At 56.4% G+C, this 24012-nt stretch carries 24 protein-coding genes and 1 tRNA gene; 7 read left to right on the top strand and 18 right to left on the bottom strand.

The window, feature by feature from the left end; genetic code table 11:
• Positions 1–65 precede the first annotated feature (65 nt).
• Positions 66–1193 (top strand): aminotransferase class V-fold PLP-dependent enzyme, encoded by a 1128-nt coding sequence (locus tag DS906_RS04800; RefSeq protein WP_113789068.1) that lies wholly within the window; start codon positions 66–68, stop codon positions 1191–1193.
• 14 nt (positions 1194–1207) lie between these two features.
• Here the strand turns inward: DS906_RS04800 and DS906_RS04795 are convergent, their stop codons facing one another.
• From DS906_RS04795 to DS906_RS04785, 3 genes are all read right to left on the bottom strand, one after another.
• Positions 1208–2404, bottom strand: coding sequence for a UbiH/UbiF family hydroxylase (locus tag DS906_RS04795; RefSeq protein ID WP_113789067.1), 1197 nt, complete (start codon positions 2402–2404; stop codon positions 1208–1210).
• Positions 2405–2480: 76 nt separating this feature from the next.
• On the bottom strand, positions 2481–2729 hold the full coding sequence (locus DS906_RS04790) for a hypothetical protein (RefSeq protein WP_113789066.1): 249 nt from the start codon (positions 2727–2729) through the stop codon (positions 2481–2483).
• Between the two features lie 86 nt (positions 2730–2815).
• On the bottom strand, positions 2816–3460 hold the full coding sequence (locus tag DS906_RS04785; RefSeq protein WP_113789065.1) for a pyrimidine 5'-nucleotidase: 645 nt from the start codon (positions 3458–3460) through the stop codon (positions 2816–2818).
• Between the two features lie 100 nt (positions 3461–3560).
• Between DS906_RS04785 and DS906_RS04780 the strand changes: the two genes are divergently transcribed.
• Positions 3561–4208, top strand: a complete 648-nt coding sequence (locus DS906_RS04780; RefSeq protein ID WP_058273905.1) for a GntR family transcriptional regulator — start codon at positions 3561–3563, stop codon at positions 4206–4208.
• 3 nt (positions 4209–4211) lie between these two features.
• Here DS906_RS04780 and DS906_RS04775 read toward each other — a convergent pair whose 3' ends face one another.
• Positions 4212–6080, bottom strand: coding sequence for a glycosyltransferase (locus tag DS906_RS04775; RefSeq protein ID WP_199528472.1), 1869 nt, complete (start codon positions 6078–6080; stop codon positions 4212–4214).
• Between the two features lie 81 nt (positions 6081–6161).
• Positions 6162–7328 (bottom strand): glutamine-hydrolyzing carbamoyl-phosphate synthase small subunit, encoded by a 1167-nt coding sequence (carA, locus tag DS906_RS04770; protein ID WP_113789064.1) that lies wholly within the window; start codon positions 7326–7328, stop codon positions 6162–6164.
• Between the two features lie 183 nt (positions 7329–7511).
• Between carA and DS906_RS04765 the strand changes: the two genes are divergently transcribed.
• Positions 7512–7997 carry a GatB/YqeY domain-containing protein gene (locus DS906_RS04765; RefSeq protein WP_108859105.1) on the top strand — a complete coding sequence of 162 codons (486 nt, stop codon included), beginning with the start codon at positions 7512–7514 and terminating at the stop codon, positions 7995–7997.
• Positions 7998–8018: 21 nt separating this feature from the next.
• Here DS906_RS04765 and DS906_RS04760 read toward each other — a convergent pair whose 3' ends face one another.
• The 4 genes from DS906_RS04760 to ctaD form a co-directional block, all read right to left on the bottom strand.
• Positions 8019–8513, bottom strand: a complete 495-nt coding sequence (locus DS906_RS04760) for a DUF2244 domain-containing protein (RefSeq protein ID WP_113789063.1) — start codon at positions 8511–8513, stop codon at positions 8019–8021.
• A 44-nt stretch (positions 8514–8557) separates the two neighbouring features.
• Entirely contained in the window at positions 8558–9157 is a 600-nt protein-coding gene (locus DS906_RS04755; RefSeq protein ID WP_113789062.1) for a 2-hydroxychromene-2-carboxylate isomerase, read from the bottom strand.
• 105 nt (positions 9158–9262) lie between these two features.
• Complete coding sequence (locus DS906_RS04750; protein WP_113789061.1) at positions 9263–10291, bottom strand: bestrophin family protein; 1029 nt, start codon at positions 10289–10291, stop codon at positions 9263–9265.
• A 148-nt stretch (positions 10292–10439) separates the two neighbouring features.
• The gene (gene ctaD, locus DS906_RS04745; RefSeq protein WP_113789060.1) at positions 10440–12113 is read right to left on the bottom strand and encodes a cytochrome c oxidase subunit I; all 1674 of its coding nucleotides are present in this window, start codon (positions 12111–12113) and stop codon (positions 10440–10442) included.
• A 289-nt stretch (positions 12114–12402) separates the two neighbouring features.
• Between ctaD and DS906_RS04740 the strand changes: the two genes are divergently transcribed.
• Entirely contained in the window at positions 12403–12822 is a 420-nt protein-coding gene (locus tag DS906_RS04740; protein WP_113789059.1) for an HIT family protein, read from the top strand.
• An 11-nt stretch (positions 12823–12833) separates the two neighbouring features.
• Here the strand turns inward: DS906_RS04740 and DS906_RS04735 are convergent, their stop codons facing one another.
• Complete coding sequence (locus DS906_RS04735) at positions 12834–13259, bottom strand: helix-turn-helix domain-containing protein (RefSeq protein WP_113789058.1); 426 nt, start codon at positions 13257–13259, stop codon at positions 12834–12836.
• Positions 13260–13342: 83 nt separating this feature from the next.
• Here DS906_RS04735 and DS906_RS04730 point away from each other — a divergent pair, with 83 nt between their 5' ends.
• Positions 13343–14290 carry a cation diffusion facilitator family transporter gene (locus tag DS906_RS04730; protein ID WP_113789057.1) on the top strand — a complete coding sequence of 316 codons (948 nt, stop codon included), beginning with the start codon at positions 13343–13345 and terminating at the stop codon, positions 14288–14290.
• A 298-nt stretch (positions 14291–14588) separates the two neighbouring features.
• On the opposite strand, the gene lipB is transcribed toward DS906_RS04730, so the two are convergent.
• Together lipB and DS906_RS04720 are read right to left on the bottom strand one after the other, a co-directional pair.
• Positions 14589–15245, bottom strand: coding sequence for a lipoyl(octanoyl) transferase LipB (lipB, locus tag DS906_RS04725; RefSeq protein ID WP_113789056.1), 657 nt, complete (start codon positions 15243–15245; stop codon positions 14589–14591).
• A 39-nt stretch (positions 15246–15284) separates the two neighbouring features.
• On the bottom strand, positions 15285–15944 hold the full coding sequence (locus DS906_RS04720; protein WP_113789055.1) for a DsbA family oxidoreductase: 660 nt from the start codon (positions 15942–15944) through the stop codon (positions 15285–15287).
• Positions 15945–16087: 143 nt separating this feature from the next.
• Between DS906_RS04720 and DS906_RS04715 the strand changes: the two genes are divergently transcribed.
• A tRNA-Leu gene (locus DS906_RS04715) sits at positions 16088–16174 on the top strand.
• A gap of 181 nt (positions 16175–16355) precedes the next feature.
• Positions 16356–17612: a site-specific integrase gene (locus tag DS906_RS04710; protein WP_233494684.1), complete on the top strand. Its 1257-nt coding sequence runs from the start codon at positions 16356–16358 to the stop codon at positions 17610–17612.
• A 136-nt stretch (positions 17613–17748) separates the two neighbouring features.
• Here DS906_RS04710 and DS906_RS04705 read toward each other — a convergent pair whose 3' ends face one another.
• The 6 genes from DS906_RS04705 to DS906_RS04680 all read right to left on the bottom strand — a co-directional run bounded on the left by DS906_RS04705 (position 17749) and on the right by DS906_RS04680 (position 23972).
• Positions 17749–19239: a reverse transcriptase domain-containing protein gene (locus DS906_RS04705; RefSeq protein WP_158541283.1), complete on the bottom strand. Its 1491-nt coding sequence runs from the start codon at positions 19237–19239 to the stop codon at positions 17749–17751.
• A gap of 481 nt (positions 19240–19720) precedes the next feature.
• Positions 19721–20215: a ribonuclease HI gene (rnhA, locus tag DS906_RS04700; protein ID WP_113789052.1), complete on the bottom strand. Its 495-nt coding sequence runs from the start codon at positions 20213–20215 to the stop codon at positions 19721–19723.
• A 20-nt stretch (positions 20216–20235) separates the two neighbouring features.
• Positions 20236–20568, bottom strand: coding sequence for a hypothetical protein (locus tag DS906_RS04695; RefSeq protein WP_113789051.1), 333 nt, complete (start codon positions 20566–20568; stop codon positions 20236–20238).
• A 147-nt stretch (positions 20569–20715) separates the two neighbouring features.
• A complete protein-coding gene (locus tag DS906_RS04690; RefSeq protein WP_147235170.1) occupies positions 20716–21768 on the bottom strand; it encodes a ParB/RepB/Spo0J family partition protein in 1053 nt (350 codons plus the stop codon).
• A gap of 848 nt (positions 21769–22616) precedes the next feature.
• Entirely contained in the window at positions 22617–23534 is a 918-nt protein-coding gene (locus DS906_RS04685) for a LysR family transcriptional regulator (protein ID WP_113789049.1), read from the bottom strand.
• A gap of 240 nt (positions 23535–23774) precedes the next feature.
• Complete coding sequence (locus tag DS906_RS04680) at positions 23775–23972, bottom strand: hypothetical protein (RefSeq protein WP_113789048.1); 198 nt, start codon at positions 23970–23972, stop codon at positions 23775–23777.
• Positions 23973–24012 lie beyond the last annotated feature (40 nt).

Genomic DNA, 24012 nt, shown 5'->3' with positions numbered 1-24012 from the left:
AGTACGGGTCTCGGCAAATTAACCCGGGTCGTGAGGCCGCTGACGACAATTTGAAAGGACAAACCATGCCAGCGCTATTGGACACCGTCGATCCCTCTGGGCTCGAAGAGTTCTCGGTCGTGTTTACGGATCGGTCTCTGAACCACATGTCGGTTCAGTTTCAGCAGGTGATGCGCGACATCTCGGGCTTGCTGAAGGATGTATATAATGCGGATGGCATGGCCATTATCCCTGGTGGTGGCACCTATGGTATGGAGGCCGTCGCCCGGCAATTTGCGCGCAACGCCAATGTACTGGTCGTTCGGAACGGGTGGTTTTCCTACCGCTGGAGCCAGATTATCGAATCCGGTGATCTGACGGCGTCGGCGACGGTTCTCAAGGCTCGTGAAACCGGCAATTCCAGCCCGTCGCCCTTTGCCCCCGCACCGATTGACGAGGTTGTTTCAACAATCCGTGAACAGCGTCCGGATGTTGTATTTGCCCCACATGTGGAGACCTCGGCCGGTGTCATTCTGCCCGACGATTACGTGACCGCCATGGCCGCGGCGGCGCATGAGGTTGGGGCGTTACTGGTGCTGGACTGCATCGCGTCGGGTTGTGCCTGGGTCGATATGAAGGCCACCGGTGTCGACGTTCTGATCTCGGCCCCCCAGAAAGGCTGGAGCGCATCGCCTTGCGCGGGCCTTGTCATGCTATCTGAGCGTGCCAAAGCGCGGTTGGAGGAGACTACCTCGGACAGCTTTGCCGTTGATCTGAAGAAATGGCGGCAGATCATGCAGGCCTATGAAAATGGCGGGCATGCGTATCACGCGACCATGCCCACGGATGCGTTGAAGGCGTTCCGCGATACGATGGTCGAGACCCGCGATTATGGGTTCGACAAGCTGCGTGACGCTCAATGGGCGTTGGGCGATGGAGTGCGGGCTATGCTGCGGGACAAGGGCATCGTCTCGGTTGCGGCGGACGGATTTGGCGCGCCGGGCGTTGTGGTCAGTTATACCTCAGATCCAGATGTTCAGAATGGTAGGAAATTTGCGGCTTTGGGTATGCAGATCGCAGCGGGTGTGCCGCTGCAATGTGATGAGCCCGAAGGATTCAGCACCTTCCGCCTTGGTCTGTTCGGTTTGGACAAATTGTATGACGTTGAAGGCACCATCGGGCGGCTCAAGCGCGTGCTGGATCAGGTTCTGTGAAACCGTATCGGGTCTTAGCGTACGCCGAGGCCCATTTGCATCAAGGTCTTGCGAACAGCCGGTAGAGAATAGAGCGCATTTAGCCCCATTGCCCGCACGTCCCTTAACGGCCGCGCTTCAATCATCGAGGCGCGGTTCAGCAGGTCGATGCCTTTGACCCGCATCTCGATCTCGGTATGACGGGCTTTGTGATAGGCATCGAGCATCTGCGCATCGCCCAAGCCTTCGGGGCGGGCCTGCGCCAGTTCGAGCAAGCTGCTCAGATCGCCCAGCGACATGTTCAATCCCTGTGCGCCAATTGGCGGCACCACATGGGCGGCTTCGGCCATCAGTGCGACTCGCTCGCCTGACAGACGTTCTGCTGACTGGCTGATGATCGGCCAGATGGTCCGGCGCGAGGCCAGTTTTAACGGTCCGAACAACCCACAGGACCGTTCGGTCATCAGCGCTTCAAACGCCTCGGGCTCGGTGTTGAGCAACTCAACCGCGCGGGGTCCGCGCTCCATCCACACAATCGCCGATGACGGTTGCCCCTGCCAGTCAGGCAGGGGGACCAGGGTGAAGGGCCCACCCGAGCGGTGAATTTCCGTCGAAACATTGTCGTGCGGGATGGGATGTGTGACCGCAAAGGCCAATGCTTTCTGGCCATAGCGCGTTGTATGGACTTTGATCCCAGCCGCCTCGCGCATGGGAGAGTTGCGACCGTCAGCGGCGACCACCAGTTTGCAACGAACGCGGCTGCCGTCACTTAGCCCCACGCGTGCTTCGGCAGTACGGGTGAACAGGCTGACGGTGCCTGTACCGGGGCGGAAATCGACATTCGGCAGTTCGGCCAGTCGGGCCACCATCTCGCGCCGCAGCAGCCAGTTGGGCAGGTTCCAGCCAAAGGGTTGGTCCGAAATATCTGCGGCGTTGAAATCGCGTACCACGCGGGGTTCAGGAACATCTCCGCCTGCGTCCACAATCCGCATGATCTGTAAGGGGGCTGCGTGTGAGTCCAGCCGTTGCCACAACCCGCATTGCTCCAAAAGCCCGTGCGCTGGTTGCAAAAAAGCGGTGGTCCGCAAATCAGAGCCGTCTACATTGCGCTCTGTTATCGGGGGCGCCGGGTCGACACAAATTACATCGAACCCGGCGGTTCCAAAGGCCGCCGCAGCGGTCAGACCGGCGATTCCGCCGCCTGAAATCAGGATGTCACAGCTGTCTTTCATGACCTTGGCCTCCGAGTGTTGGGCAGAACCTAGTTCGGTTCTGCATCGGGTGCCAAGTGACATCCTGTCCCGCGTGTCAGCCGCGTGAAATCAGAATGAGGATCAGGAACATCATCGGCACCATCATCACGGCTGGGATGTACAGGCCCGGCAGACCGAACAACAGGGCAGAACAGCCCCACATGCTGAAAATCGCGGCCGCTGTATAACCCCAATCTGCGCCCTTTGCATGAGCGGCATCCTTGGCTAGCCAGCCAAACAGTGGAACTGCAAATAACAGGCGCTGCCAGATGGGCAGGCGTCCGGGCATCTCGATCGCGCTCATGGGGTCTCCGATTCTGTTCGTCGCTGAGGCGCATATAGGGTCGATGATGCACCTGCAGAATGTGCAGATCGTCGCAGTGTGACAGCCTATCGCAGGCGGGACAGAAACGCAGTCAGATCGTCGGTGTGATGGTGTATATGATCGGCCTCATGCGGCTCGGGCGCGACGTGAACTGTGCGCATTCCCATCGCGTGCGGAGCAGTCAGATTGCGCGGATCATCTTCAAACATGGCCGCCTTGTCGGCGTGGATGCCATCCTGTGCAAAGATCGCCTCGAACGCGGCCTGTTCGGGTTTTGGACGATAGCCCGCGTGTTCCACGCCATAAACTGCATCGAACAAACCGCTGAGGCCGCGTGCCTTTAGTACACGTTCTGCATAAGGCGCGCTGCCGTTGGTGTAAACGACGCGACGGCCGGGCAGGGACCTGATGTGGTCGGCCAACTCGGCGTCGGGGTCCATGTGGCTCATGTCCACCTGATGCACGGCGTACAGATAGGGTTCGGGGTCCAGGTCATGCTCGGCCATCAAGCCGGCCAGCGTGGTGCCGTATTCCCGCCAATAGTGCGAACGCAGACGATCCGCCTCGGCCCGGTCGACGCCAATGGCCTGCACCACGTAATCCGTCATCAGAACCTCGATCTGGTCGAATAGTTGCATATGAGGCGGGTACAGCGTGTTGTCGAGGTCGAACACCCATTGGGTGACGTGCGAAAAAGAAGGTTTGACCATGGGTTGGGTTTAGGCCGCCATGCACAGGTTTTCAATGCTACACTTGATTGCATGGGCCTGAGGCGGATAGACATGTCCGAACGAGGAGAAAAAAGACCCCATGCCGCAGTCTCGACAGCCTAACAAAGACGCCTACAGCCTTATTCTCGAAGCGATTGATGTGGGCGTATACAAGCCCGGCGACCGGTTGGTCGAAAGTGAGCTGGCAGAACGGTTTGGCGTGTCCCGCACGCCGATCCGTGAAGCGTTGCAGCGCCTTGAGACGCAGTCCCTGCTAGAGCGTGACGGACGATCACTGATCGTGGCCTCATTGGATCACAACCAAATGGCCGAACTTTATGTGGTCCGGCGCGAGTTGGAGGGGTTGGCCGCAAAGCTGGCCGCGAAACACGCCACCGAAGAAGAGATCAAAGTGCTGCAGGACATGGTCGCCGCTGACGATGCGCTGGTGAATGATCCAACGGCACTGTCGCGGGCCAACCGGCGGTTTCATGAACAGATCCATCTGGCTTCGCACAATCGGTATCTAGTGCAGCAGCTGAACCTTGTGCACCGCACAATGGCGCTGATGGCTACGACGTCTCTTGCCGTTCAGGGCCGCGGCGAGATTGCGCAAAGCGAGCATAAGGGCATTGTCGAAGCGATCACCGCACGGGATGAAGAAGCGGCAGAGCGCGCGCTGAAAGAACACATCTCGGTGGCGTTCATGACCCGGCTGAAACAGGATGCGGTGCTGCGCGAGAAATGACCGTCAGTGCGGCTGTACTTCTTCGCGGGCCTGCCCATGCTGAGTTTTGTCCCAGAAGAACGGGTTGCTGGCCAGTTCCCACAGGGCTTTGTAGGCGGCAAATACGCCTAGCGGAAAATATAGTGGCATTGTTGGAACCCACGGCATCAGGAACCGTCTTTCCTGTGCTGCTACGGCCAGCATTCCAACGATCAGATTGGTGATCTCGGCCACCAGAAACAGGCTGATGAGTGCGTAGAAGGCCCAATCAGACAAAAGCGGATCGAACGGGCCAGGCAAGCCCAGTGTCGCCAACCAGAACAGCCATAGGACTGGTGCCAGTAGAAACTGGCCAATAGTCCCCAAGAAGAACGCCTGAACACCAAGAAATCGCTTGAGCCCGATGTCGCCTAGCAGGCGCAGTGGCGCGCGCATGTGCACCAGATAGGTCACCATGAACCCCTTCAGCCAGCGCGAACGTTGTTTTACCCAGGGCCAGGCGCGAAAATTCGCCTCTTCATAGGTGGTGGTATCGACCATCTCGGTTCGATAGCCCGCACGGCTGAGGCGCACACCCAGATCCGCATCCTCGGTTACGTTGTGGGCATCCCAGCCGCCAAGCTCCAGCAGTTTGTCCCTGCGGAAAAAGAATGTTGTGCCCCCAAGCGGGACGACCAGACCCAGATGCGCAATGCCTTGCAGGATGATCCGAAACCAGCTGTTGTACTCGATGGTAAAACAGCGTGACCGCCAATTTGTGCGCGGGTTGTAATAGTCCAGAACACCTTGCAGACAGACGACATCTTCGTCAGCCCGCGCAAAATGCCGGACCACTTGTTCGATCTGATCCGGTTGCGGGGCGTCCTCGGCATCCCACACTCCCAGAATGTCACCACGGCAAAAATCCATCGCGTAGTTCATCGCGCGGGGCTTGGTCGTCAGTCCGTTCAGTTCCGGGACTTCCACCGTTCTGATCCAGCTGGGCAGATCCACCCGGCTTAATGTGGTGCGCGTGACCTCATCTGAGGCTTCCAGCACCAGAATGACGTCCAACAACGCTTTTGGGTAGGTCAGGCGTTGCAGCCGCTTTATCAAAGCGCCTGCTATTTCTCGTTCTTTGTAGAGAGGCACCATCATTGATACGCGTGGCAATCGCAGCGGGTCAGGCTCGGGCGTTGGGCACACTTGGCGGCATCTCATAAGATATGAGACCAAGCCCGCAATGCGCAAAACCATGAACAAGAGCAGTGAAACTGTGGCCATGGTCAAAAGAGCAGCCAGACCAACCAGAGGAAAGGCTGTAAAAAAGAAAAGAAGTCCCGCAAGGGCCGCGATCGGACCCGCGCGCTTTGTCGGCGTCCATGATCGACAGCTCTGATCCTTGTCGACCCGGGTTTCCGCGCCTTTTGCTAAAGTGTCGGAAAACGCGCTGGCAATCGCATGATCAATCTGACTGGTCGATGCAAGTACTGGTGCAATCGTGTGTTCGGTGTGGGACAGGGCGGCGCGCACCGCGGCAAAGCGGTTCGGATCCGCGGTCGCGATCAGCAGGATTGGGCCGATGCGTTGCCATGGGATCACATTATGCTTCAGCCAGAACTCGGCCGGTTTGATGTCACATAAGGTCGGGGAGGGGGGCGTGTCTTTAAGATCGGCGATTTGCAGGTTGGTTTGCTCGGACAGGGCATCCATGACCTCCTGACGGCTGATCCAACCCTCCCCAACAAGGATCTCGCCCAGTGGGGCCTGTTGTCTGGACTGCAGATGCAGCGCCATTTCCAGTTGCGCGGTGGTGATGCATCCACGTTCGACCAAACAGGTGCCTAGGGGTTTCCGTGACCGATTGGAAATCGGCGCGGCGCGTGCGAATTGCTGCAGGCTATGTTCAACCATAAATTTATCCTGACGCGGTGACCCCGCGTCAGGATTGCTCAATCAGGGTTAACGGCGCGTTAACACTAAACGATGAAGTGGTTAAGCCTGTGCTTTCTTGTCTGCCATAGCTTCGGCAAAGCGTTCGAACAGGTAGTAGCTGTCCTGTGGGCCAGGCGAGGCCTCGGGGTGGTGCTGCACTGAATAAACAGGGCGATCGGTCATGCGGATGCCGCAGTTGGACCCGTCAAACAACGAGCGGTGGGTTTCCACAACGCCGTCGGGCAGGGACTGGGCGTCCACCGCGAAGCCATGGTTCATCGAGGTGATCTCGACCTTGCCGGTATCCAGGTCTTTGACCGGATGGTTGGCCCCGTGATGGCCGTGGTTCATCTTGACGGTATGGCCGCCCAAAGCCAGCGCCAGCATCTGGTGGCCCAGACAGATGCCAAAGACGGGCAGGTCGGTGGCGTCCAGAACCTCTTTGATCATCGGCACGGCGTATTCACCGGTGGCTGCCGGGTCTCCGGGGCCGTTCGACAGGAACACGCCATCGGGATTATGAGCCAGCACCTCGGCGGCCGTCGCCGTTGCAGGCAGAACCGTGACGTCGCAACCAGCCGAGGCGAGGCAGCGCAGGATATTGCGCTTTGCGCCAAAGTCGACGGCGACAACTTTATGCACCGGAGCTTCCTGACGTTTGTACCCGTCCGGCCAGGCCCACCGCATTTCGTCCCAGCGATAGCTTTGGGCGCAGGTGACCTCTTTGGCCAGATCCATACCTTCCAGACCGGCAAAGCCACGCGCGGCGGCGACCAGCGCCTCGATATCAAAGTTACCGTCGGGATCATGCGCCAACGCGACATGAGGTGCGCCTTGCTGACGGATGGCGCGGGTCAAGCGGCGGGTGTCCACACCACCAATGGCGATGCGGCCACGGCGGGCCAGCCAGGTTTTCAATTCCTCGGCCGAGCGCCAGTTCGATGGCTCGGTCGGGTCCCATTTGACCACCATCCCGGCGGCAACCGGATCGCCGGTCTCGTCATCCTCGGGGTTCACGCCGACATTGCCGATATGAGGGAAGGTGAAGGTCACGATCTGTCCCGCATAAGAGGGGTCGGTCATGATTTCCTGATATCCGGTCATGGCGGTGTTAAAGCACAGTTCAGCCACGGTTTGGCCGGTGGCACCGAAGCCCATACCGTAGAACAATGTACCGTCGGCCAATGCCAGACATGCGGTGGGCTTGGACGGGGCGTTCTGGGCCATGGCGCGACTCTCCTGCAAGGTAAACCGGCGCATACCTAAGGGGGTTGTACGCTCGGGTCAAGTCTGTTCAATTTTTGGGCTATTGTTTAAAATCAATAAGTTAGCCACATGCACCCCCTGTTGTATCGCGCTTTTTGTTTCGATATGGTCGGGGTTCCTTTGCCATGGGGATGGACAGAACATATGGATATGCGATCACGGGTGAACACTGCCCTGAAGCAAGCAATGAAAGACAAGGATGCCGAGCGTCTGTCGACGCTGCGCCTGATTAATGCTGCGATCAAGGACCGTGACATCGCCTCGCGCGCGTCTGACAACGAAGAAGCCAAAGGCTGCGGCGACGCAGAGGTGCTTGAAATTCTTGGTAAAATGACCAAGCAGCGCAAAGAAAGCGCCCGTGCCTATGAAGAGGGCAGCCGGTTGGATCTGGCCGAACGGGAACTGCGCGAGGTCGAGGTCATCGAGGAATTCCTGCCCAAGCAATTGGACGATGACGAGGTGAGCAAGGCCATTCAGACCGCAATCACGGCCACCGGTGCCGGGTCGATCCGCGATATGGGTAAAGTGATGGGTGAGCTGAAAACCCGCTACACTGGCCAGATGGATTTCGGCAAGGTTGGCCCGATGGTCAAAGATCAGCTCTGCGCTGCGCCAGGCGGCAGCTGCTAAGCCCTTTTGTTTGCGAAGATGCTAAGGCTGCGCGACAGGTTCGCGCAGTTTTTTTGTGAGCTCATCAAACAGCGAAATCCGCTCTTCCTCAGACAGAAACGCGCCGATTTCTACCTCGCGACCGTCACCGGTCAGTGTGACATAATTCGGGACCGGGCCGCCGCGCTCATGCATTTCGGGACGGGCCCAATAGCGGTTGCAGGACCACTCCTGCTGCCCCCTTTGCGGGTGATGCTGCACCAGACGGGCCTGCGAGCCGGTCAGGGTCAACACCTCAAAGACGCTGCGTGCCCGGTAATTGGATTGGATCGCAAGCCACAGGCCCAGAACGGTCAACAGCATGAATGGCAGCAAACCCCATAGCAAAACCGACCCAAGAACAGCCATCAGGGGAATCAAGCCAAACAGGAAGACCGCCAACACCACACGCATCGCCCAGCGTGGGGGCAGAGAGTTATGCGGCCACAGGCGTAACTCTTGCTCGGAACTTGAGGTTTGATTCCATCGATACGGCATGGTGCAAAAATAGCGCAACACCTGCCGGTGTCTAACAGGAAAGATCAGATGACGTGTCCAACTTTGGCCCAGGACAACGCGTCGTCCAGCCGGTCGTCGCCCCAGAAAACTTCACCGCGAACGACCAGACTGGGGGCGCCAAAAACGCCCAGCTTTGTGGCCTGTTCGGTTTCGGTTTCTAGGGCCGAGATCGTGTCCGGGCTGCGGGCGCGGGCAAGGGTCAGCCGCGGGTCCTGCTGACACCGATGCAGCGCTTCTGACAGCGCCGTTTCGCTGCCCGCCTCGATCCCTTCTTCGAACCAGATGCGGTACAGGTTTTGTGTAAAGGATTTACCCCAGCCATCCGACATCCCCAAAACGGCAACCTGATTGGCCAGCGCAAGATCCGAGATCGGGTAGGGTGCTGGAAGCGTGGCGTGCAGGTGGTACTTGGCGGCTCGCCGCTCGATATCACGCCACATATATGCGGATTTGGCCGGTTTGCCTGCAAAGGGAATGTTCTGTTGTTCGGACATCACGGTGCGCACGTTGAACGGTCGCCAATTGACGGTCGCGTCATGCTCATCACACCAATCATCCAGGCGCATGATCGTCAGGAAGCTGTATGTGCTGCCGATGGAAAACCAAAAATCTATTTCGGGCATCTGATGGCTCCGATCCCAGGGTTTCTGGATACATGATACCCTAAAATGGGCAGATTATCGAACGCACCCTGAAATGCCGTTGCGGATGCGCCAAATCGGGTCGCTCTAAAACAGAACTTTTTCGATGGGTTGCGCGGGTTGAGGGGCAATACCGCAGTCGGTCATCTGCCGCAGGTCGATCTCGATGCTGCGACACAGGGCCGAGATCGGAACATCGGTCACATCCCCTTCGAACGGATCCTCCATCGAGGCGCTGACGCGTTCGGTGACAAAGAAGATCCAGCAGACCAGCGCCCCAACTGGCGCAAATGTCAGCCAGTCGAAGATAACAAGCTGCCATACGGAGATATCTGTTTCGGGGATAATTGACCGCTCGTCGTTGAACGCCAGTGGCAGCATGAATATGAAGATCCAACTGAAAACGCGGCCGACTTCGGCAACCTGTCTTGGGAATGGCGTGTTTTTGATGCGCTCACACTGGCCTTGTGTCGTCGTCAACCGGGCGAGGCGGTCCATCAGGGCGACGTGCCAATAGGGGTCAATGCCACGGCTACGCGCCAACTCAGCAAGTTTCTTGCCCTGAAGAAACAACAGATAGGAGGCGCGATTGCTCTTGCCTTCAAGCCTTGGCAAGTCGCTTGGCAACTGGCATTCACGCCAGCATTCGGGCTTTTGATGCAGCTCGGTGCGGTCAGATATAGGTTTGTGTCCAAACATCCATGGACGTCGGCTGCGTCCTGTTGGCGAGGGCTGGCGCAGCTGAAAGGCAAGCATATTGAGCCATGCGATGTGACGTTCGATCAGTTCGTCGCGCAGCGCGGGATCAATCGGTGTGCCGTCAGACAGCACCAGATTGCCGACGGTGTTGCCCCAGTCCCGGCTGGCGTTGACGATCTCGCCCCAGATGTTGCGCGCCTCGGACCAGCGCGCAAAGGCTGATGTGTTTTTAAAACCAAGGAAAAATGCCACTGCCAGCCCGAGCATGGTGACGGGGGGGCTGGGGTTCGAGATCAGCTCGATTGTCGTGAGCTCATCCGCCAGTACAACCAGCAACGTCCATGTCAGCACGATGCAGATAAAGCCAAATGAGCCTTTGACCATCTGTCGTACAGTAATTCCATTGTGAAGGATCATGACCGACCGAGTCCTGCGCAATTGGTGATTGCTAGTCAGTCTAACGGCTTATTCTCTGGCAAGTCTATGCCAGCGTTGTTTAATTCTTGAGGCCTGAAAAATGAAAAGCCCCGCATCTGCGGGGCTTTATCAGTCTATCTTGCCGGGATTAGTGGGCGTGGCCTTTATCCCAGTCTTCCTGCTTCGGCAGCTGCTCGAACGTGTGCTCGGGCGGCGGGGTCGGCAGGGTCCATTCCAGCGTATCCGCGTATTCGTTCCAAGGGTTCGGCCGGGTCTCACGCTTGCCACGCAGCAGGGCGTAGATCACGATGCCGAAGAACAGCAGGAACGAGGCGAAAGAGATGAACGCGCCAATCGACGATACATAGTTCCACTGGGCGAATGCCTCTGGGTAATCGATGTAGCGGCGCGGCATGCCCTGACGGCCAAGGAAGTGCTGCGGGAAGAAGGTCAGGTTGGCGCCAATGAAGAACATCCAGAAGTGAACCTTGCCCCAGAATTCCGAGTACTGGCGACCTGTCATCTTGGAGAAGTAGAAGTACATTCCCGCAAAGATCGCAAACACGGCACCCAAGCTCATCACGTAATGGAAGTGCGCAACCACGTAATAGGTGTCGTGATACGCACGGTCCACACCGGCCTGCGACAGAACCACACCGGTCACACCGCCAACGGTGAACAGGAACAGGAAGCCGAAGGCAAACAGCATCGGTGTCTTGAACTCGATCGAACCGCCCCACATGGTCGCGATCCACGAGAAGACCTTAACGCCGGTCGGCACCGCAATAACCATCGTGGCCAGCATGAAGTACGCCTGCTGACGCAGCGACAGTCCGACGGTGTACATGTGGTGCGCCCACACGACAAAGCCCAGCACACCAATCGCGATGATCGCCCAGACCATCGGCAGGTAACCGAAGATAGGCTTGCGTGAGAAGGTCGCGATGACGTGGCTGATGATGCCGAAACCGGGCAGGATTACGATATACACTTCCGGGTGGCCAAAGAACCACAGGATGTGCTGATACAGGATCGGATCGCCGCCACCGGCCGGATCAAAGAAGGTGAAGCCAAAGTTGCGGTCCATCAGCAACATGGTGATCGCACCCGCCAGAACCGGCAGAGCCAGGAGAATCAGCCAAGCGGTGACAAAGATTGACCAGCTGAACAGCGGCACCTTGAACAGGGTCATGCCTGGGGCACGCATGTTCAGGAAGGTGGTGATCATGTTGATCGCGCCAAGGATCGAGGAGGCGCCCGATACGTGCACGGCAAAGATCGCAAGGTCCATGGACATGCCGCCTTCGGTCGTCGACAGCGGTGGGTACAGAACCCAGCCGACGCCCGAACCGAGCTGATCGTTACCACCGGGGCTTAGCAACGAGGCCACGCCCAGCGAAGTACCAGCAACGTACAACCAGAAGGACAGGTTGTTCATCCGCGGGAACGCCATATCCGGCGCGCCGATCTGCAACGGCATGAAATAGTTGCCAAATCCGCCGAAAAGCGCGGGGATGACCACAAAGAACATCATCAGAACACCGTGGTAGGTGATCATAACGTTCCACAGGTGTCCGTTAGGGGTGCAGAGCTCGGCTCCGCTGCCGAACAGTCGGAACCCTTCCAGGCACATATGCTGCACCCCGGGTTCCATCAATTCGATCCGCATGACAACAGTCATCAGAACTGAAATCAGACCGGCAAGTGCCGAGACGACCAGGTATAGAATCCCGATGTCCTTGTGGTTGGTCGACATGAACCAGCGCTGGAAAAATGTGCGCTGGTCTTCATGGTCGTGACCATGAATGGCTGCGTCTGCCATTATAGGTGCCTCCTGTTGCAACTGCACCGCGCAGTTGGACCTCTCCAACGCGCGGGATTCCTGCTGGTTTTAGATTGCGGGGGGGCGACCTTCAATGGTCGAGTTTGATCTGGATCAAGATTAATTGTCGCGGGCAGGAGGGCGAGCCGCGAAATTTTCACCAAATTCCGCATTCATCTGGGGATCAGCGCCCCGAATTCAAGAGGGCGGCTGGGAATTGCGTTCCCCGCTTGACCCGGGCCGGGGTGCGCCGCAGAACTGTCGGCAACGCGTTAATCGGAGACTTGAAATGACCGCTTATGATCCCGAGAATATTTTTGCCAAGATTTTGCGCGCAGAGATCCCTTCGAGCCGAGTATACGAAGATGACGATACGGTGGCCTTCATGGATATCATGCCGCGCGCGGACGGGCACCTGCTGGTGATCCCCAAAACCCCCTGCCGCAACATACTGGATGCAACGCCTGCACAACTCGGGGCTGTGACCGCAACGGTCCAGAAAATGGCCAAGGCTGTCGTCGCAGCGTTTGATGCGGACGGGGTCACTGTCCAGCAATTCAACGAGGCCGCCGGAGGGCAGGAGGTGTTCCACCTGCATTTCCATATCCTGCCGCGCCATGATGGCGTCGCTGTACGGGCGCCGGGAACGATGGGCGATTTCGACCTGATCGCGCAGCATGCCGACAAGATCAAAGCCGCGCTGAGCTGACTGGGAGGCAGTTACTTCGAGTGCGCGTGTGGCCCCGCGCACTCACTATGATCGCCAAATGCGTGAAGCACGGCGCATACATGGTCGTGCTTGCCATCGCAGGCTTTGGAAATTCGGGTCAGTTCCGCCTCGAGGCTACGCAGGCGGGAAATACGGTCCCGCAGGTCAGCCAGCTGTCTTCCGGCAATTTCATGCGCTTGGTTAAGGTCGCCGCCAGACGCGCCTTCCAGGGACAGTAAACCCTCGACATCGGCCAGCGGTAAACCCAGATCGCGGCAATGGCGAATAAAAAACAGCCGTTTCAATGCAGTGTCGTCGTACCGACGCTGATTACCCGCTGTTCGGTCCGGGCGAGGCAGCAGACCTTTGTCTTCGTAAAACCGGATGGTCGGAACCTTGACCCCCGTATGACGCGACAGATACCCAATCGAATACATCTTTTTCCTCAGGGCTCTTGAACCTCTAGTTACTAGAGGAATTACATGCAATGTGCAGCCGTAACAAGGGACACACATTTCAGATGGCACATGATCATTCTCATAAGGGGCACAGCCACGCGCACCATCACATAGACCGGGAGGCAGGGGACGCGCGTGTTGCTTGGGCTATTGCCGTCAACATGTTCCTGACGCTGGCACAGGTTATTGGGGGCATTTTTTCAGGGTCGCTGGCGCTGATCGCCGACGCCTTGCACAATTTCTCTGACGCCATCGCGCTGGTCATCGCCTTTTTTGCCCGTAAAATCGCCCGCCGACCTGCCGACCCACGCATGAGCTTCGGCTATGGCCGGGCCGAGGTCGTCGCCGCGCTTGTCAACTATACCACTCTGGTCGTGCTGTCGGTGTACTTGTTCTACGAAGGCGTGATGCGGTTTTTTGAGCCTGAGCCGGTTAACGGCTGGATGGTCGTCTGGATCGCTGCACTGGCTTTGATCGTGGACCTTGTCACGGCTGCGCTGACTTACTCGATGGCCAAGGACAGCATGAACATCCGGGCGGCCTTTCTGCACAATGTGGCGGACGCCTTGGGATCGGTGGCTGTGATCATTGCCGGCACCGCGGTGATCCTGTTCAACTGGACATGGGTAGACCCCGCCGTCACGATCCTGATTTCGGTCTACATACTGTGGCACGTCAAAAGTGAAATTGGCGAAACGATCCGCGTTCTGATGATGGCAGCGCCCCCCGAACTGGACCCGGAGGAGGTTGCCTCGGCCATCGAGGACATACCGGGTGTGTCCGAGGTTCACCATGTCCACCTGTGGAGCATGCAGGAGCGAGAGCCTGCATTGACGGCCCATCTGGTCGTGGACGCGGCGGCCTGGGTCGATGCGGAAGGGGTGAGGGCCAGCGTCAGACAATCGCTCCGCGACCGGTTTGCCATTGGTCACGCCACGCTTGAGCTTGAGCAGATCGACCGCGCGTGTGTCGGGTCGTCTCGTTTTGGGCATACAGAAGAGAAACTATAGAGTGGGATGTGAATTGCCGCTCCGATTTGGGGTCGGAACGGCAGACTCGTTAACAAAAAATTTTCCGATTACTCAGGATGACCTAAGATCACCGGTAAACACACCACTCACTCTAAGAACGGTAAATCTATACTACCCGCAAACACGCGGGATGTATCCATTTGAGTGAGTTTTTCACCCATTTGCCCTATTTGTACTGTAGCCATTGGGAAATTTTGGCTCAGTATGGAAACAGCGGGGTCAAAAATTGCGGGATTGTTAACAGCGCATTGATTCTGAACGATTCGCAGGTATGGATTTAGCGCCTATTGGGGCCAAAAACCTCTGAGAAGGTTTTACGCAGGGCGGTGTCCACGTCCATCAAAGTGACCGGCAACCCCAGATCGACAAGCGACGTAACCCCATGTTCGGTGATGCCGCAGGGGACGATGCCAGAAAAATGTTCGAGGTCAGGTTCGACATTGATCGAGATGCCGTGGAAGCTGACCCATTTGCGCAGGCGCAATCCGATCGCCGCCACCTTATCCTCGGCAGGTTGGCCCGAAGCGGTCAGTGGTTTGTCATTGCGCCGAACCCAAACACCTACGCGACCGTCACGGATTTCACCATGCACGTTGAACTCGGCAAGCGCCGCGATCACCCATTCTTCCAGTTGCTTGACGAAACGGCGCACATCCTTGCCGCGTTTGTTCAGGTCCAACATCACATAGGCCACGCGCTGGCCGGGGCCGTGATAGGTGTATTCACCGCCACGCTTGGCCTCAAAGACCGGAAAGCGATCCGGGTCGGTCAGGTCTTCAATCCGGGCTGAGGTGCCGGCGGTGTAAAGCGGCGGATGCTCCAGCAGCCAGACACACTCATCCGCTTCACCGGCCGCAATTGCAGCCACGCGTGCCTCCATGAAGGCGACGGCGTCATTGTAATCGGTCAGCCCGTCAGTGATCTTCCATTCCATATGGGCTCCTTACCGCCGGGGCGAGGCGATGAAAAGAGGTCACGCAGCCTCGGTCAGGCACCGCTGCAACAGGTCCGAATAGGTTTCGACCCCCTGCGCACCAGTCACCAGGTACTTGCCAGCGAACACCATCGACGGGACACCTGAAACACCACGGCTGGTCCAGAATTGTTGCTTTTCGCGAACCGGCGCAATGTGATCGCCCGAAGTCAGAGCCGCTTTGGCGGCGTTCCGGTCCAGACCCGCCACTTGGGCTGCATCAAGCAGGACATCGGATTGGGATACGTCCTGTTGATTGGTAAAGTAAGCCTCGAACAGGGCCATCTTCAACGGATGCTGGCGGCCTTGCGTTTCGGCCCAGTCCAGCAGTTGATGCGCGGCAAAGGTATTTACCATCCGGCTGTCGTCATTGAAGTTGAACGTAAAGCCCAGCTCGGCGCCGATCTGGGTCAGCTGATCGCGGGCCTGCTGGCTCTGCTCGGCCGTTGAGCCATACTTCTCCATGATATGTTCGCGCAGGTTCTGGCCCTCTGGCGGCATATTGGGGTTCAGCTCAAAAGGATGCCATCTGAGATTGGCGAGCACGTTTTGTTCTTTCAAAGCCAGGTCAAGCTGGCGAAACCCCACGATGCACCAGGGGCACACAACGTCTGAGACGATATCAATCTGGACAATTGGGCGGGGATCTTGCGCGGTCATGGGCGGGCTCCGGGGAAGGGGGGCTAAACTCTGTCTGCAGTAAAGATAAGAATGGCAACGCGGAATTCAAATTGGCGCGTTTTTTGCCTCTTCACATCCTGTTCGCCACCGTCTATATGGCCTCCAACCAAGTCATTGGCAGTGCGGTCGTGGCGGAATTGGTAGACGCGCAGCGTTGAGGTCGCTGTGGGGTAACACCCGTGGAAGTTCGAGTCTTCTCGACCGCACCAGAACCAGCTTGATCGGTTGGTTTCCGGCCTTATAAATAAGGGCATTCAGCATTTTCCGAGTGTGTCGCATAACGCAAACAGCACACATGGACAGCACACAATGGCCCTTAGAATGAAGATCAGTTACGTCGACGCAATCAGCGAAACTCAGTGGCGGTTCCGTAGAAGGTGGCCCAAGCGAGTGCGTGAAATTCGTGGTGAGGATGCCTATCAGAAGCACATTAAAGCTCGTGATGGGGCAGCTTTTCAGCGCGAGTACCAGTTTCACCTGAGGAATTTTGACGCCATCGTTGAGGACACCCTTAGGCGGAACCCTGAAGTGGACACTCGGTCGGCAACTCAGAAGTTTATCGACGCGCAGCGCCTTGCAGAACATTACGTAGCAGGTGCTCAAGGTTTGGACCCCGACGACAGTTGGACGCGCGGGGTAGTGGGCCACAGTCTGGCTGCCCGTGGCGAGGACCCAGATGTCGTGGCTGCTGTCCTGAACCCTGACCGAGAACCTCCTAAGCCGTCGCTGGTCGACATGAGGGACACCTATGCCAATGACAAGGGGTTGGTCGATGATCGAAAGGCGATGGTGAGAATTGACCGTACTTTTGGCCGACTGAAGGAGGCCCTAGAGAAGCCCCTCGAAGATGTAACCATTGAAAGCATCGACCGTCAGACGGCGCGTAGCTTTATGGACCATTTGTTAGGTCTCAAGAAAGCCAACGGACAACCTCTGGCCCTCAAGTCGTGTCAGCGTGAGGTGATCATTGTGGCCGCTGCTTACAACCATGCTGTCAGGGAATTGGAGATTCCGTCTGAGCGAAACCATTTCGAGCGCCTGCCGTGGCCCAAGGAACAGGTTAGCTCACTGGATAAGAACGTCCCGCTACCAGACAGCGTTGTCGACGCCGTGCAGAAGACCTTAGAGGGCGGTCGAAGCAAAGACCTTCCTGATATGTGGCGGGTGCTAAAAGGCACCGGGATGCGGCTTGGTGAAGCCTGTGGTTTGCGCGTAAGTGACGTGGACCTGAAAGGGGAAACTCCATCCATCCTGATCACTTCAAACGAAATCAACGGCATCAAGAATAGCAACAGTGACAGGTATGTTCCGATTGCCTCAGAAAGCCTCAGGGAATCCCTAGGGGCGCGTGTAGAGGGGCGTAAGGGCGACGAGCCACTGTTCCTTTCTTATGGCCGTGATGGTGGCCCTACGGCTGCCTCTGCGGCGCTGATGAAAGCGGTCAAAAAGAACACTGACGACAAGCGCATGAAGGTCCACGGGTTGCGCCACAGGGCAAGCGATAAGTTGAGAGATGCAGGGGCACCAGTAGAGGTGCGTCATGGGTATCTCGGGCACTCCGCTCAGTCGGTCGCTGAGAGTACTTATGGTGGGCGTGCGGCGCGGCTGAGAGAGTTCGCTAGGTGGGGCGTTAAGGCTGGGCTTTAAACCCTGCGGCACAACAGACCTTCCACCTAATCGACGTGCTGACGCATCTGAGTTTGGATACGCTTTTGCATTTCTTCGCTAATGCCCATGCGCCCTTTCGGCGTAACCCTTTGTTTTCGATAGTAACCACAAGTAACTATTCAGCTTCCGCTTCGGTTGCCGCTGCTGCGGCTTTATCCCTTTGGACCACAGCCCTGACCATCGCCTCGGCAATACGCTGTTTCATAATCGCTTTGAAGTTACGCGCCTGCGGCAAGATTGGTGCTCCGCGCGCTCCGAATGTTTCAGATGCGCGCTTTAGGTAGCTGTAGAACGTCCATGTGCCGTAGTCGTCTGGCGAAAGTTCTTCCGGATGAACACGGCTGAATCTCTGGCTGAAGTCGGAGTAGTTGAAGGTAGCCAATATCTCTGAGGCGTTCATTTTGGGATGCGCTTTTGCAAAGCCACGCGCCACGCCCTTTGCGGATAGAGCCACCTTGCGGTACAGCCGGGATATGGTGCTGTCGCGGACATAGACCTGACGGCCATCGAAGCGGAAGCCGAGATATTCAAAGCCGTTCTTTCCCTGAGGTCCGCGTACATGCTGAAAGGCTAGGGCATCATTATCGCGCAGGAAGCGAACAATACAAGTCTTGGCTTCTTTGATCTGAAGCTCCTCACCGTATTTGCGTATTTCGCCCACAGCGAATGCCTCTGCTTCATCCGCCTCGGTTTCACCGCCCGGAACAATCAAAAGAATGTCGTCTGAATACCTCATATAACGACCGCCCCGGGACTCCGCATACTGGTTCATCGCTACATCGAAGCCGAGAAGATAGAAGTTTGCAATCAAATCGGAAATCGGTGCGCCTTGCGGAACTCCATGGTTGAGGAGGTTGCCTTCTTCGTCTGCGTTGCGCCGTACCAAACTTGGAATTGTGGGGTCGCCGCCGCAAATCTTGGCGCGGAAATCAGCAGGGGAACAGAGCTGGGTTGGCATCTTCTTGAAAGGAACAGTGTAGCGCTCGCGGGGATAGCCATTAACGCTGACCGTCTCAATGTATCCAAGACGGCGGTAAACATCCTTTTGGTCTACAACGTGATACCGGGTGACATTCTTAAAGACGGTGAAGTGATCGGGGGGTAGTCTGTCAACGGCTAGAAGGTCACACCAGACCGCTTTGATACGTTCGTGATCCAAGTTCTCGAAGTAGCCTTTGATGTCGAGTGCGATGGCGACGCAGTCGCCTTGTTTCTCAATCTCGTCAAAGGCATCCTTCGCAAAGTCAATGTTGCACTTGCCTCCGCCGCCACCCTTGGGAATCTTCCGGTATGCAATTGGGCAGTGTTCTACACCCAAATTGGAAAGGCGTTCTTCATATCTCTCGGCGAGGATTCTTCTGTAATGTGTAAGGATATAGGCGTCCCGACGAGCAGCATATCGGATGGGCCGTGACTTCGGCTCTGGTCGTTCTTTTTCAGCTATCCTAAATGGCTGCCAAGTCTCTTCATACAGAAAGAAGGGATAGAATTTATTTGCGGCGACCCGCGCGGGGTCAGAAACAATTTCTTCGGCCTCTTTGATGGAAAGTCTGCGGTCAAAATGAGGGTAGTGTTTAAGGTCTTTGGGTGAAAATATTGGTTCCATTTTCCTACGCGAGAGGGACCGAAACATTAGGCAGGACACTTGCCCTTATTCGTTCCGGCCCCGACTGTTCTGCGTGGTGCCCATCTTTTCGACGTGTTCGCTTATATTGTCATTTACATAACAACCGGGATTACCGGAAACCGAAGCCGCGTCGCCGGTATAAATACAGGAGCCCAACAAATGGTACTCGAAATCTGCATGTACCTGGCCACAGGACTTGACAGTTTAAACGATCGACTGCGCCGCCCTAAAGACGACGATGAAATCGACTTGGGAACGGACTAGGAACACTTCAAGTTGCGAACTGAAGATTTTTGTTTAATTGGGCGCAGTTGTGAGTCTTTGTGGCATTCTTGCATCAATGAGTGCTGCCTACCTCAGCGGCTGGAGTTTTATGCCCAGACATTAGCTGCCAAAAGATAGAAAAGCACGACTCCGCGACAGCCAGCTTCAATTTCTAGCATGACGCACAAGAGCACTCTTAAGCCGCATAGCCTCGGTCTCGCGGGCAGCGACTCGTAGAACCAATAGCTGCCGCTACTGCCAGCGCGTCGACTTCTTCATTTTTTTGATCAACTGCGTGGCCCCGCACCCACTCCCATTGCAAGTTCAATCCGTCTGATGCGGCTAGAAGTTCTTCCCAAAGGTCGCGGTTCTCGACGGGTTTGCCGCCTGCTTTATGCCAGCCGTTAGTTTGCCATGTGGGCATCCATTCGGTCATCCCTCGGATAAGCAACAGGCTATCGGAAAAGACCGTGATCTGGGCTTTCTCGTCACGCCTGATTTGGCGGAGACCCTGAATGGCGGCTGTCATTTCCATCCTGTTGTTGGTGGTGTGCTTGACGCCGCCATTGATGGACCGCTTCTTGACCTCTTTGCCGTCTTCGTATCGTCGGAGAGTTGCAGCCCAGCCGCCGCGACCGGGGTTTCCAAGGCATGAGCCATCAGTGTGAATAGTGATTTCAGTGTTTGTCATTTGGGGTTCTTCTTCGTTCGTTAGGGGGCTTTGGTTTGTTTGCGGTTGGTCATGGCGACCACGCCAAGCTCAACCAAGAATGAAAGCGCTTCGCTCTGTGAGACCTCACGCTCCAACTGTTTGACCATGCGTTCACGCACGGTGTTGACTGTAATCACCACTTCAGGGCGCACTCTCATGCTGGCCCAGTGGCTTTGTCGGTCGGCCCAAAGGGCAAGCTGATCGTCAATCTTGTCGCGGCCCAGACGGGCACGTGCGGTTGACTTCAGGCGTTTCGTGAACGCTCGTCGTTTGTCATTGCCGATACGGCGCAGCCTTTTGTCGGCCACGCGGTTCTGCTCATTCAGTTTCATTGTGTGTTCCAGATATGAAAAGGGACGCCCGTTCTGGACGCCCCCGGTTGCTGTTAAGGGGAGACAATGTCTCCCTCTATGTGTCTCCCCTCGTGCCGCCACCACGGCCACCTCGGGTAATCGTTTAGGATACTCTCAGAAGCCGATTTAATCCAAACTGAGAGCGTCGTCTGAAAACGTGTCCACGCGTCCTTTGAAGTTGCGCCGGGGGTTGTATGTGAAGTTGCTGCCTTCGTCGTCGTTGGCCGCTCTCAGCAACGCATCAAGCGGTCGTTCAGTGTCCCCTACAGGCGTCCTTGCGGTGCGCCTTCGGTCAACGATGCTGGTGTCCGCAAATTCTTCGTCAGCGTCCAGTACATCGCTCTCCCACAATTCTGCGGTGATCTGCTTCAATCGCCAAGGGTCGAACACCTTGCACAACACTGTAAGGACATCCTCATCCCGCTTTAGCTTGGCATCGGTCAAAACCTTGCTGATTGCATTCGCAGCGTCGTTGGTCATTGCTTCCAATTCCTCACTGCTGGGAGGCGTCCAAGCGTCGTCGAGTTGGACCTTCCACTGATTGTCCTGCCACCACTCCCCGGTCGGAATGTGCTCTGCTTCGGTCATCAACTTAAACACCTTGTTCATGCGTTGAACGGTTCGTGTTGAGACCCCTGACGCATGTGCGATCTGTAACTTGGTTATCTGGCTCTGCCAGTTCTTACCCGTCCACTGCAAGCTATCGCGAACCAACCGCCATGCGGCGTTGTTCCGCTCTGCTGGCATCAAGGGCTTACTGTCTTTTGTGTTCGCCGCCAGTGCCACCAAACGGGCAACCATAGGCAGGCATTCGTGAACAAGAACGGGAACCAGAGGAGCATCTCTTAGGTCAACCCTGTGGGTTTCGAAGTGGTGATAGTATGCCTCGGTCCTGTGGTGGCCATCCATGATGATCAATCGCCCGGTATGGCTGCCGGTATCATCGCATTCCCGCCAGAGCAGTATCGGGTCGAGTTCTCGGCCAGACCGTAAGGCTTTCGCTAGGGTATCGATGTGGTCGGCGCTCGGTGCTTCACCAGAACGAAACCAAAATCGGGGGTCCTTTGATATTGATGTGACAGGTATGTCGTCGCATGCGACCACGACATTTTCAGTATTGAGTTCAGAGGCTTTCATTGCTCTTGGCTCCGTTTGATATGGGTTGATTGTTTGCTTCACGCATTGCGTGCAACTTGGCTTTTCAATGGATTACGCCCTTGTGCACAGACACGCAGAAGTAATCTGGCGGGACCGAAGTTCCGCCGCCTTACGACACGACCAAGAAAGACACGCCGAAAGTGCATCATAAGCTGGCTGGTTAGGGTGAAGCGTTCAGCGCATCGGACACCTCAACCCTGCTACAATTAGATGGAATGCTCATGAAGTGCTCAGTAGGTTCCACTTTACGAAATCAACAGGGCAATTAACGGTCGTTCTAACGAGCGTTTACTTACTTCACGTGGGAGGGATTTTTATAACTATATGATATCAAATATCTTTCTAAGCGACCCTTTGCGGACACCTAAAGGCCGACGAGCGCTTGCTTACTGCTGCAGCTTGGGGGCGAGGGTGTCTAAGGTCACTCACGTCACAGCCAAAGGTCCGCCTTAACCGACAAAAATGACCTGCGGGTTGTTAAATCAGTGCCTTAGGCTCTGGACCTATGAATACAAAATCAGCTCACTGGCGGAAAAGCGGGCGTTCAGGCAGATTGCAGCGAACGGCTGCTCCGAGCCCAGAGTCCCGAATGCTGCGCCCCGCCTAAAATGGCGCGAAGCGCGCATTGCTGACTTTGGTCGCCGAAAGGACGGCCCAGAGCCGACCTTGGTGATCTTCGCAGCTAACGGCAGTAACGAGCCCAAACGACTGTACAGCGCCTGCTCAGTTCTGCCGACATGGTGTACAGGCAGGGCGGTACGGCGCCTGGCGTAGCGCTCCGCTCGTTGCTCAATTGCCATAATTGCGCTTGTTGCTGGGTTGGCAGCAAACGGCTTAAATAAAGACCGTCGATACTGCACGGCTTGGGTTCAAGAGGTTGCAACAGTTTCCATAACCTCATCTGCGATGGACGAGATCTTTTCTCGTAGCCAAGAGTGGGCCGGATCGTTGGTGCTGCGTTGATGCCAGCTCATGTAAATCGTCAAGGAATCTGATGGGTTTGGTAGCGGTGCCATTTCAAGCTCGCTCAGAACACTCAGTTTCATGAGGTTCATTTCTGTCGCGAGATAATCTGACCCTTTGACGAACGAAGGGATAGCGCTGAAGTTTGGCACGGATATCCGTGCCTCGCGGATTCCTGATTTGTCCACTCCAGTCAGTGCCCTTAGGGATGTTCCCCCATCTGGAAATCGCACCGTAAGGTGGTCTGCCTGACAATATTCTTCCCACGTCGCAGGGGCTTTCCGAACTGCACCGTCAAAAAAGCACATCATTTGCCCGTGGAGGATAGGTTTTTGCACAATGTCTGTTGCATCCGGTGGGAATGGCGTCAGCGCAAGATGACAGCGAGCTTCGCGCATCATACCCGAAGTTGGATGACCTGAGGGAATGAACTCGAATGCGGCCGACACGCCGTCGTCACGCAGTTCACGCAGCAACTTGGGAAAGATCAAATCGCGTTGCATGTCATTTGCAGCAACGATGAAGAAGAGGTCTTCGGTCTCGGGTTCGAATCTGCGCTCGAAAGTGAGCTTCTGAAGGGCATCCAGCGCGTTTTGAACGGGAATTCTCAAAGAGTTTGCGCGATCCGTCGGCAACATTGCCTGACCCGAGCGCACAAAGAGGGGGTCGTCAAAAAAGTCTCTGAGACGCACGAGCGCATGACTGACCGTTGATTGGGTAACTCCAAGGCGAATACCCGCCTTGGAGACTGAAGATTCTTCCAGCACCGTCAAGAAGGTGATCAGAAGTTGTCCATCAAGAGAGGCAATATTGAATTTCTTCATAACCACTATTGATAGCGATCAATTGTTTCGACTGCCAGAACCACATACCATTTTACAATGATTGAGGACATGGGAGTTGCTTGGATACTTCGAAACCATAGACTGCTCATACCTCTCCCAAGCAGAGAAGGAATACGTGCACTGGATTTCTTGCTTCATTTGAGAATGTCATTAGTTGCGGCCGCTGCACTCGTCATAGGCGCTGCGATACCGGTTCATTTCGAACTTTCCAGTGGCGTTTCACCTCATATTCAATTCGCTCAAACTCAGGGCTCTGATCGACGGCAAGATCGCAGGGGTGACCGTCAAGACGACCGCGATGACCGTTCCGATGATCGTCAGGACTGCCGTCAGGCCGAAGGTGCGGGGAAAGACAAACGCGATTGCAAGCAGGACGGACGGCAAGACCGGAACAGCGACGGATAGACGAAATTGCATCTCCAACTGTAGTTGGACACCGCAAGGGCCGAAGTATCCT

Source organism: Ruegeria sp. A3M17, from assembly GCF_003318255.1.
Lineage (GTDB): Bacteria > Pseudomonadota > Alphaproteobacteria > Rhodobacterales > Rhodobacteraceae > Ruegeria.
Note: the sequence above shows the minus strand (reverse complement) of the source record. Positions and strands in the feature narration are given on the sequence as shown.

Excerpts from the sequence above, each read along its gene's own strand:
- DS906_RS04765 (WP_108859105.1), top strand. The coding sequence starts at position 7,512 with ATGGATATGCGATCACGGGTGAACACTGCCCTGAAGCAAGCAATGAAA.
- DS906_RS04785 (WP_113789065.1), bottom strand. The coding sequence starts at position 3,460 with ATGGTCAAACCTTCTTTTTCGCACGTCACCCAATGGGTGTTCGACCTC.
- DS906_RS04680 (WP_113789048.1), bottom strand. The coding sequence starts at position 23,972 with ATGCAATTTCGTCTATCCGTCGCTGTTCCGGTCTTGCCGTCCGTCCTG.
- DS906_RS04735 (WP_113789058.1), bottom strand. The coding sequence starts at position 13,259 with ATGTATTCGATTGGGTATCTGTCGCGTCATACGGGGGTCAAGGTTCCG.
- DS906_RS04750 (WP_113789061.1), bottom strand. The coding sequence starts at position 10,291 with ATGATCCTTCACAATGGAATTACTGTACGACAGATGGTCAAAGGCTCA.
- lipB (WP_113789056.1), bottom strand. The coding sequence starts at position 15,245 with ATGGAATGGAAGATCACTGACGGGCTGACCGATTACAATGACGCCGTC.
- DS906_RS04705 (WP_158541283.1), bottom strand. The coding sequence starts at position 19,239 with ATGGAACCAATATTTTCACCCAAAGACCTTAAACACTACCCTCATTTT.
- DS906_RS04800 (WP_113789068.1), top strand. The coding sequence starts at position 66 with ATGCCAGCGCTATTGGACACCGTCGATCCCTCTGGGCTCGAAGAGTTC.
- DS906_RS04720 (WP_113789055.1), bottom strand. The coding sequence starts at position 15,944 with ATGACCGCGCAAGATCCCCGCCCAATTGTCCAGATTGATATCGTCTCA.
- DS906_RS04740 (WP_113789059.1), top strand. The coding sequence starts at position 12,403 with ATGACCGCTTATGATCCCGAGAATATTTTTGCCAAGATTTTGCGCGCA.
- DS906_RS04780 (WP_058273905.1), top strand. The coding sequence starts at position 3,561 with ATGCCGCAGTCTCGACAGCCTAACAAAGACGCCTACAGCCTTATTCTC.
- DS906_RS04775 (WP_199528472.1), bottom strand. The coding sequence starts at position 6,080 with ATGGTTGAACATAGCCTGCAGCAATTCGCACGCGCCGCGCCGATTTCC.
- DS906_RS04730 (WP_113789057.1), top strand. The coding sequence starts at position 13,343 with ATGGCACATGATCATTCTCATAAGGGGCACAGCCACGCGCACCATCAC.
- ctaD (WP_113789060.1), bottom strand. The coding sequence starts at position 12,113 with ATGGCAGACGCAGCCATTCATGGTCACGACCATGAAGACCAGCGCACA.
- DS906_RS04790 (WP_113789066.1), bottom strand. The coding sequence starts at position 2,729 with ATGAGCGCGATCGAGATGCCCGGACGCCTGCCCATCTGGCAGCGCCTG.
- DS906_RS04695 (WP_113789051.1), bottom strand. The coding sequence starts at position 20,568 with ATGAAACTGAATGAGCAGAACCGCGTGGCCGACAAAAGGCTGCGCCGT.
- carA (WP_113789064.1), bottom strand. The coding sequence starts at position 7,328 with ATGGCCCAGAACGCCCCGTCCAAGCCCACCGCATGTCTGGCATTGGCC.
- DS906_RS04760 (WP_113789063.1), bottom strand. The coding sequence starts at position 8,513 with ATGCCGTATCGATGGAATCAAACCTCAAGTTCCGAGCAAGAGTTACGC.
- DS906_RS04685 (WP_113789049.1), bottom strand. The coding sequence starts at position 23,534 with ATGAAGAAATTCAATATTGCCTCTCTTGATGGACAACTTCTGATCACC.
- rnhA (WP_113789052.1), bottom strand. The coding sequence starts at position 20,215 with ATGACAAACACTGAAATCACTATTCACACTGATGGCTCATGCCTTGGA.
- DS906_RS04795 (WP_113789067.1), bottom strand. The coding sequence starts at position 2,404 with ATGAAAGACAGCTGTGACATCCTGATTTCAGGCGGCGGAATCGCCGGT.
- DS906_RS04755 (WP_113789062.1), bottom strand. The coding sequence starts at position 9,157 with ATGCCCGAAATAGATTTTTGGTTTTCCATCGGCAGCACATACAGCTTC.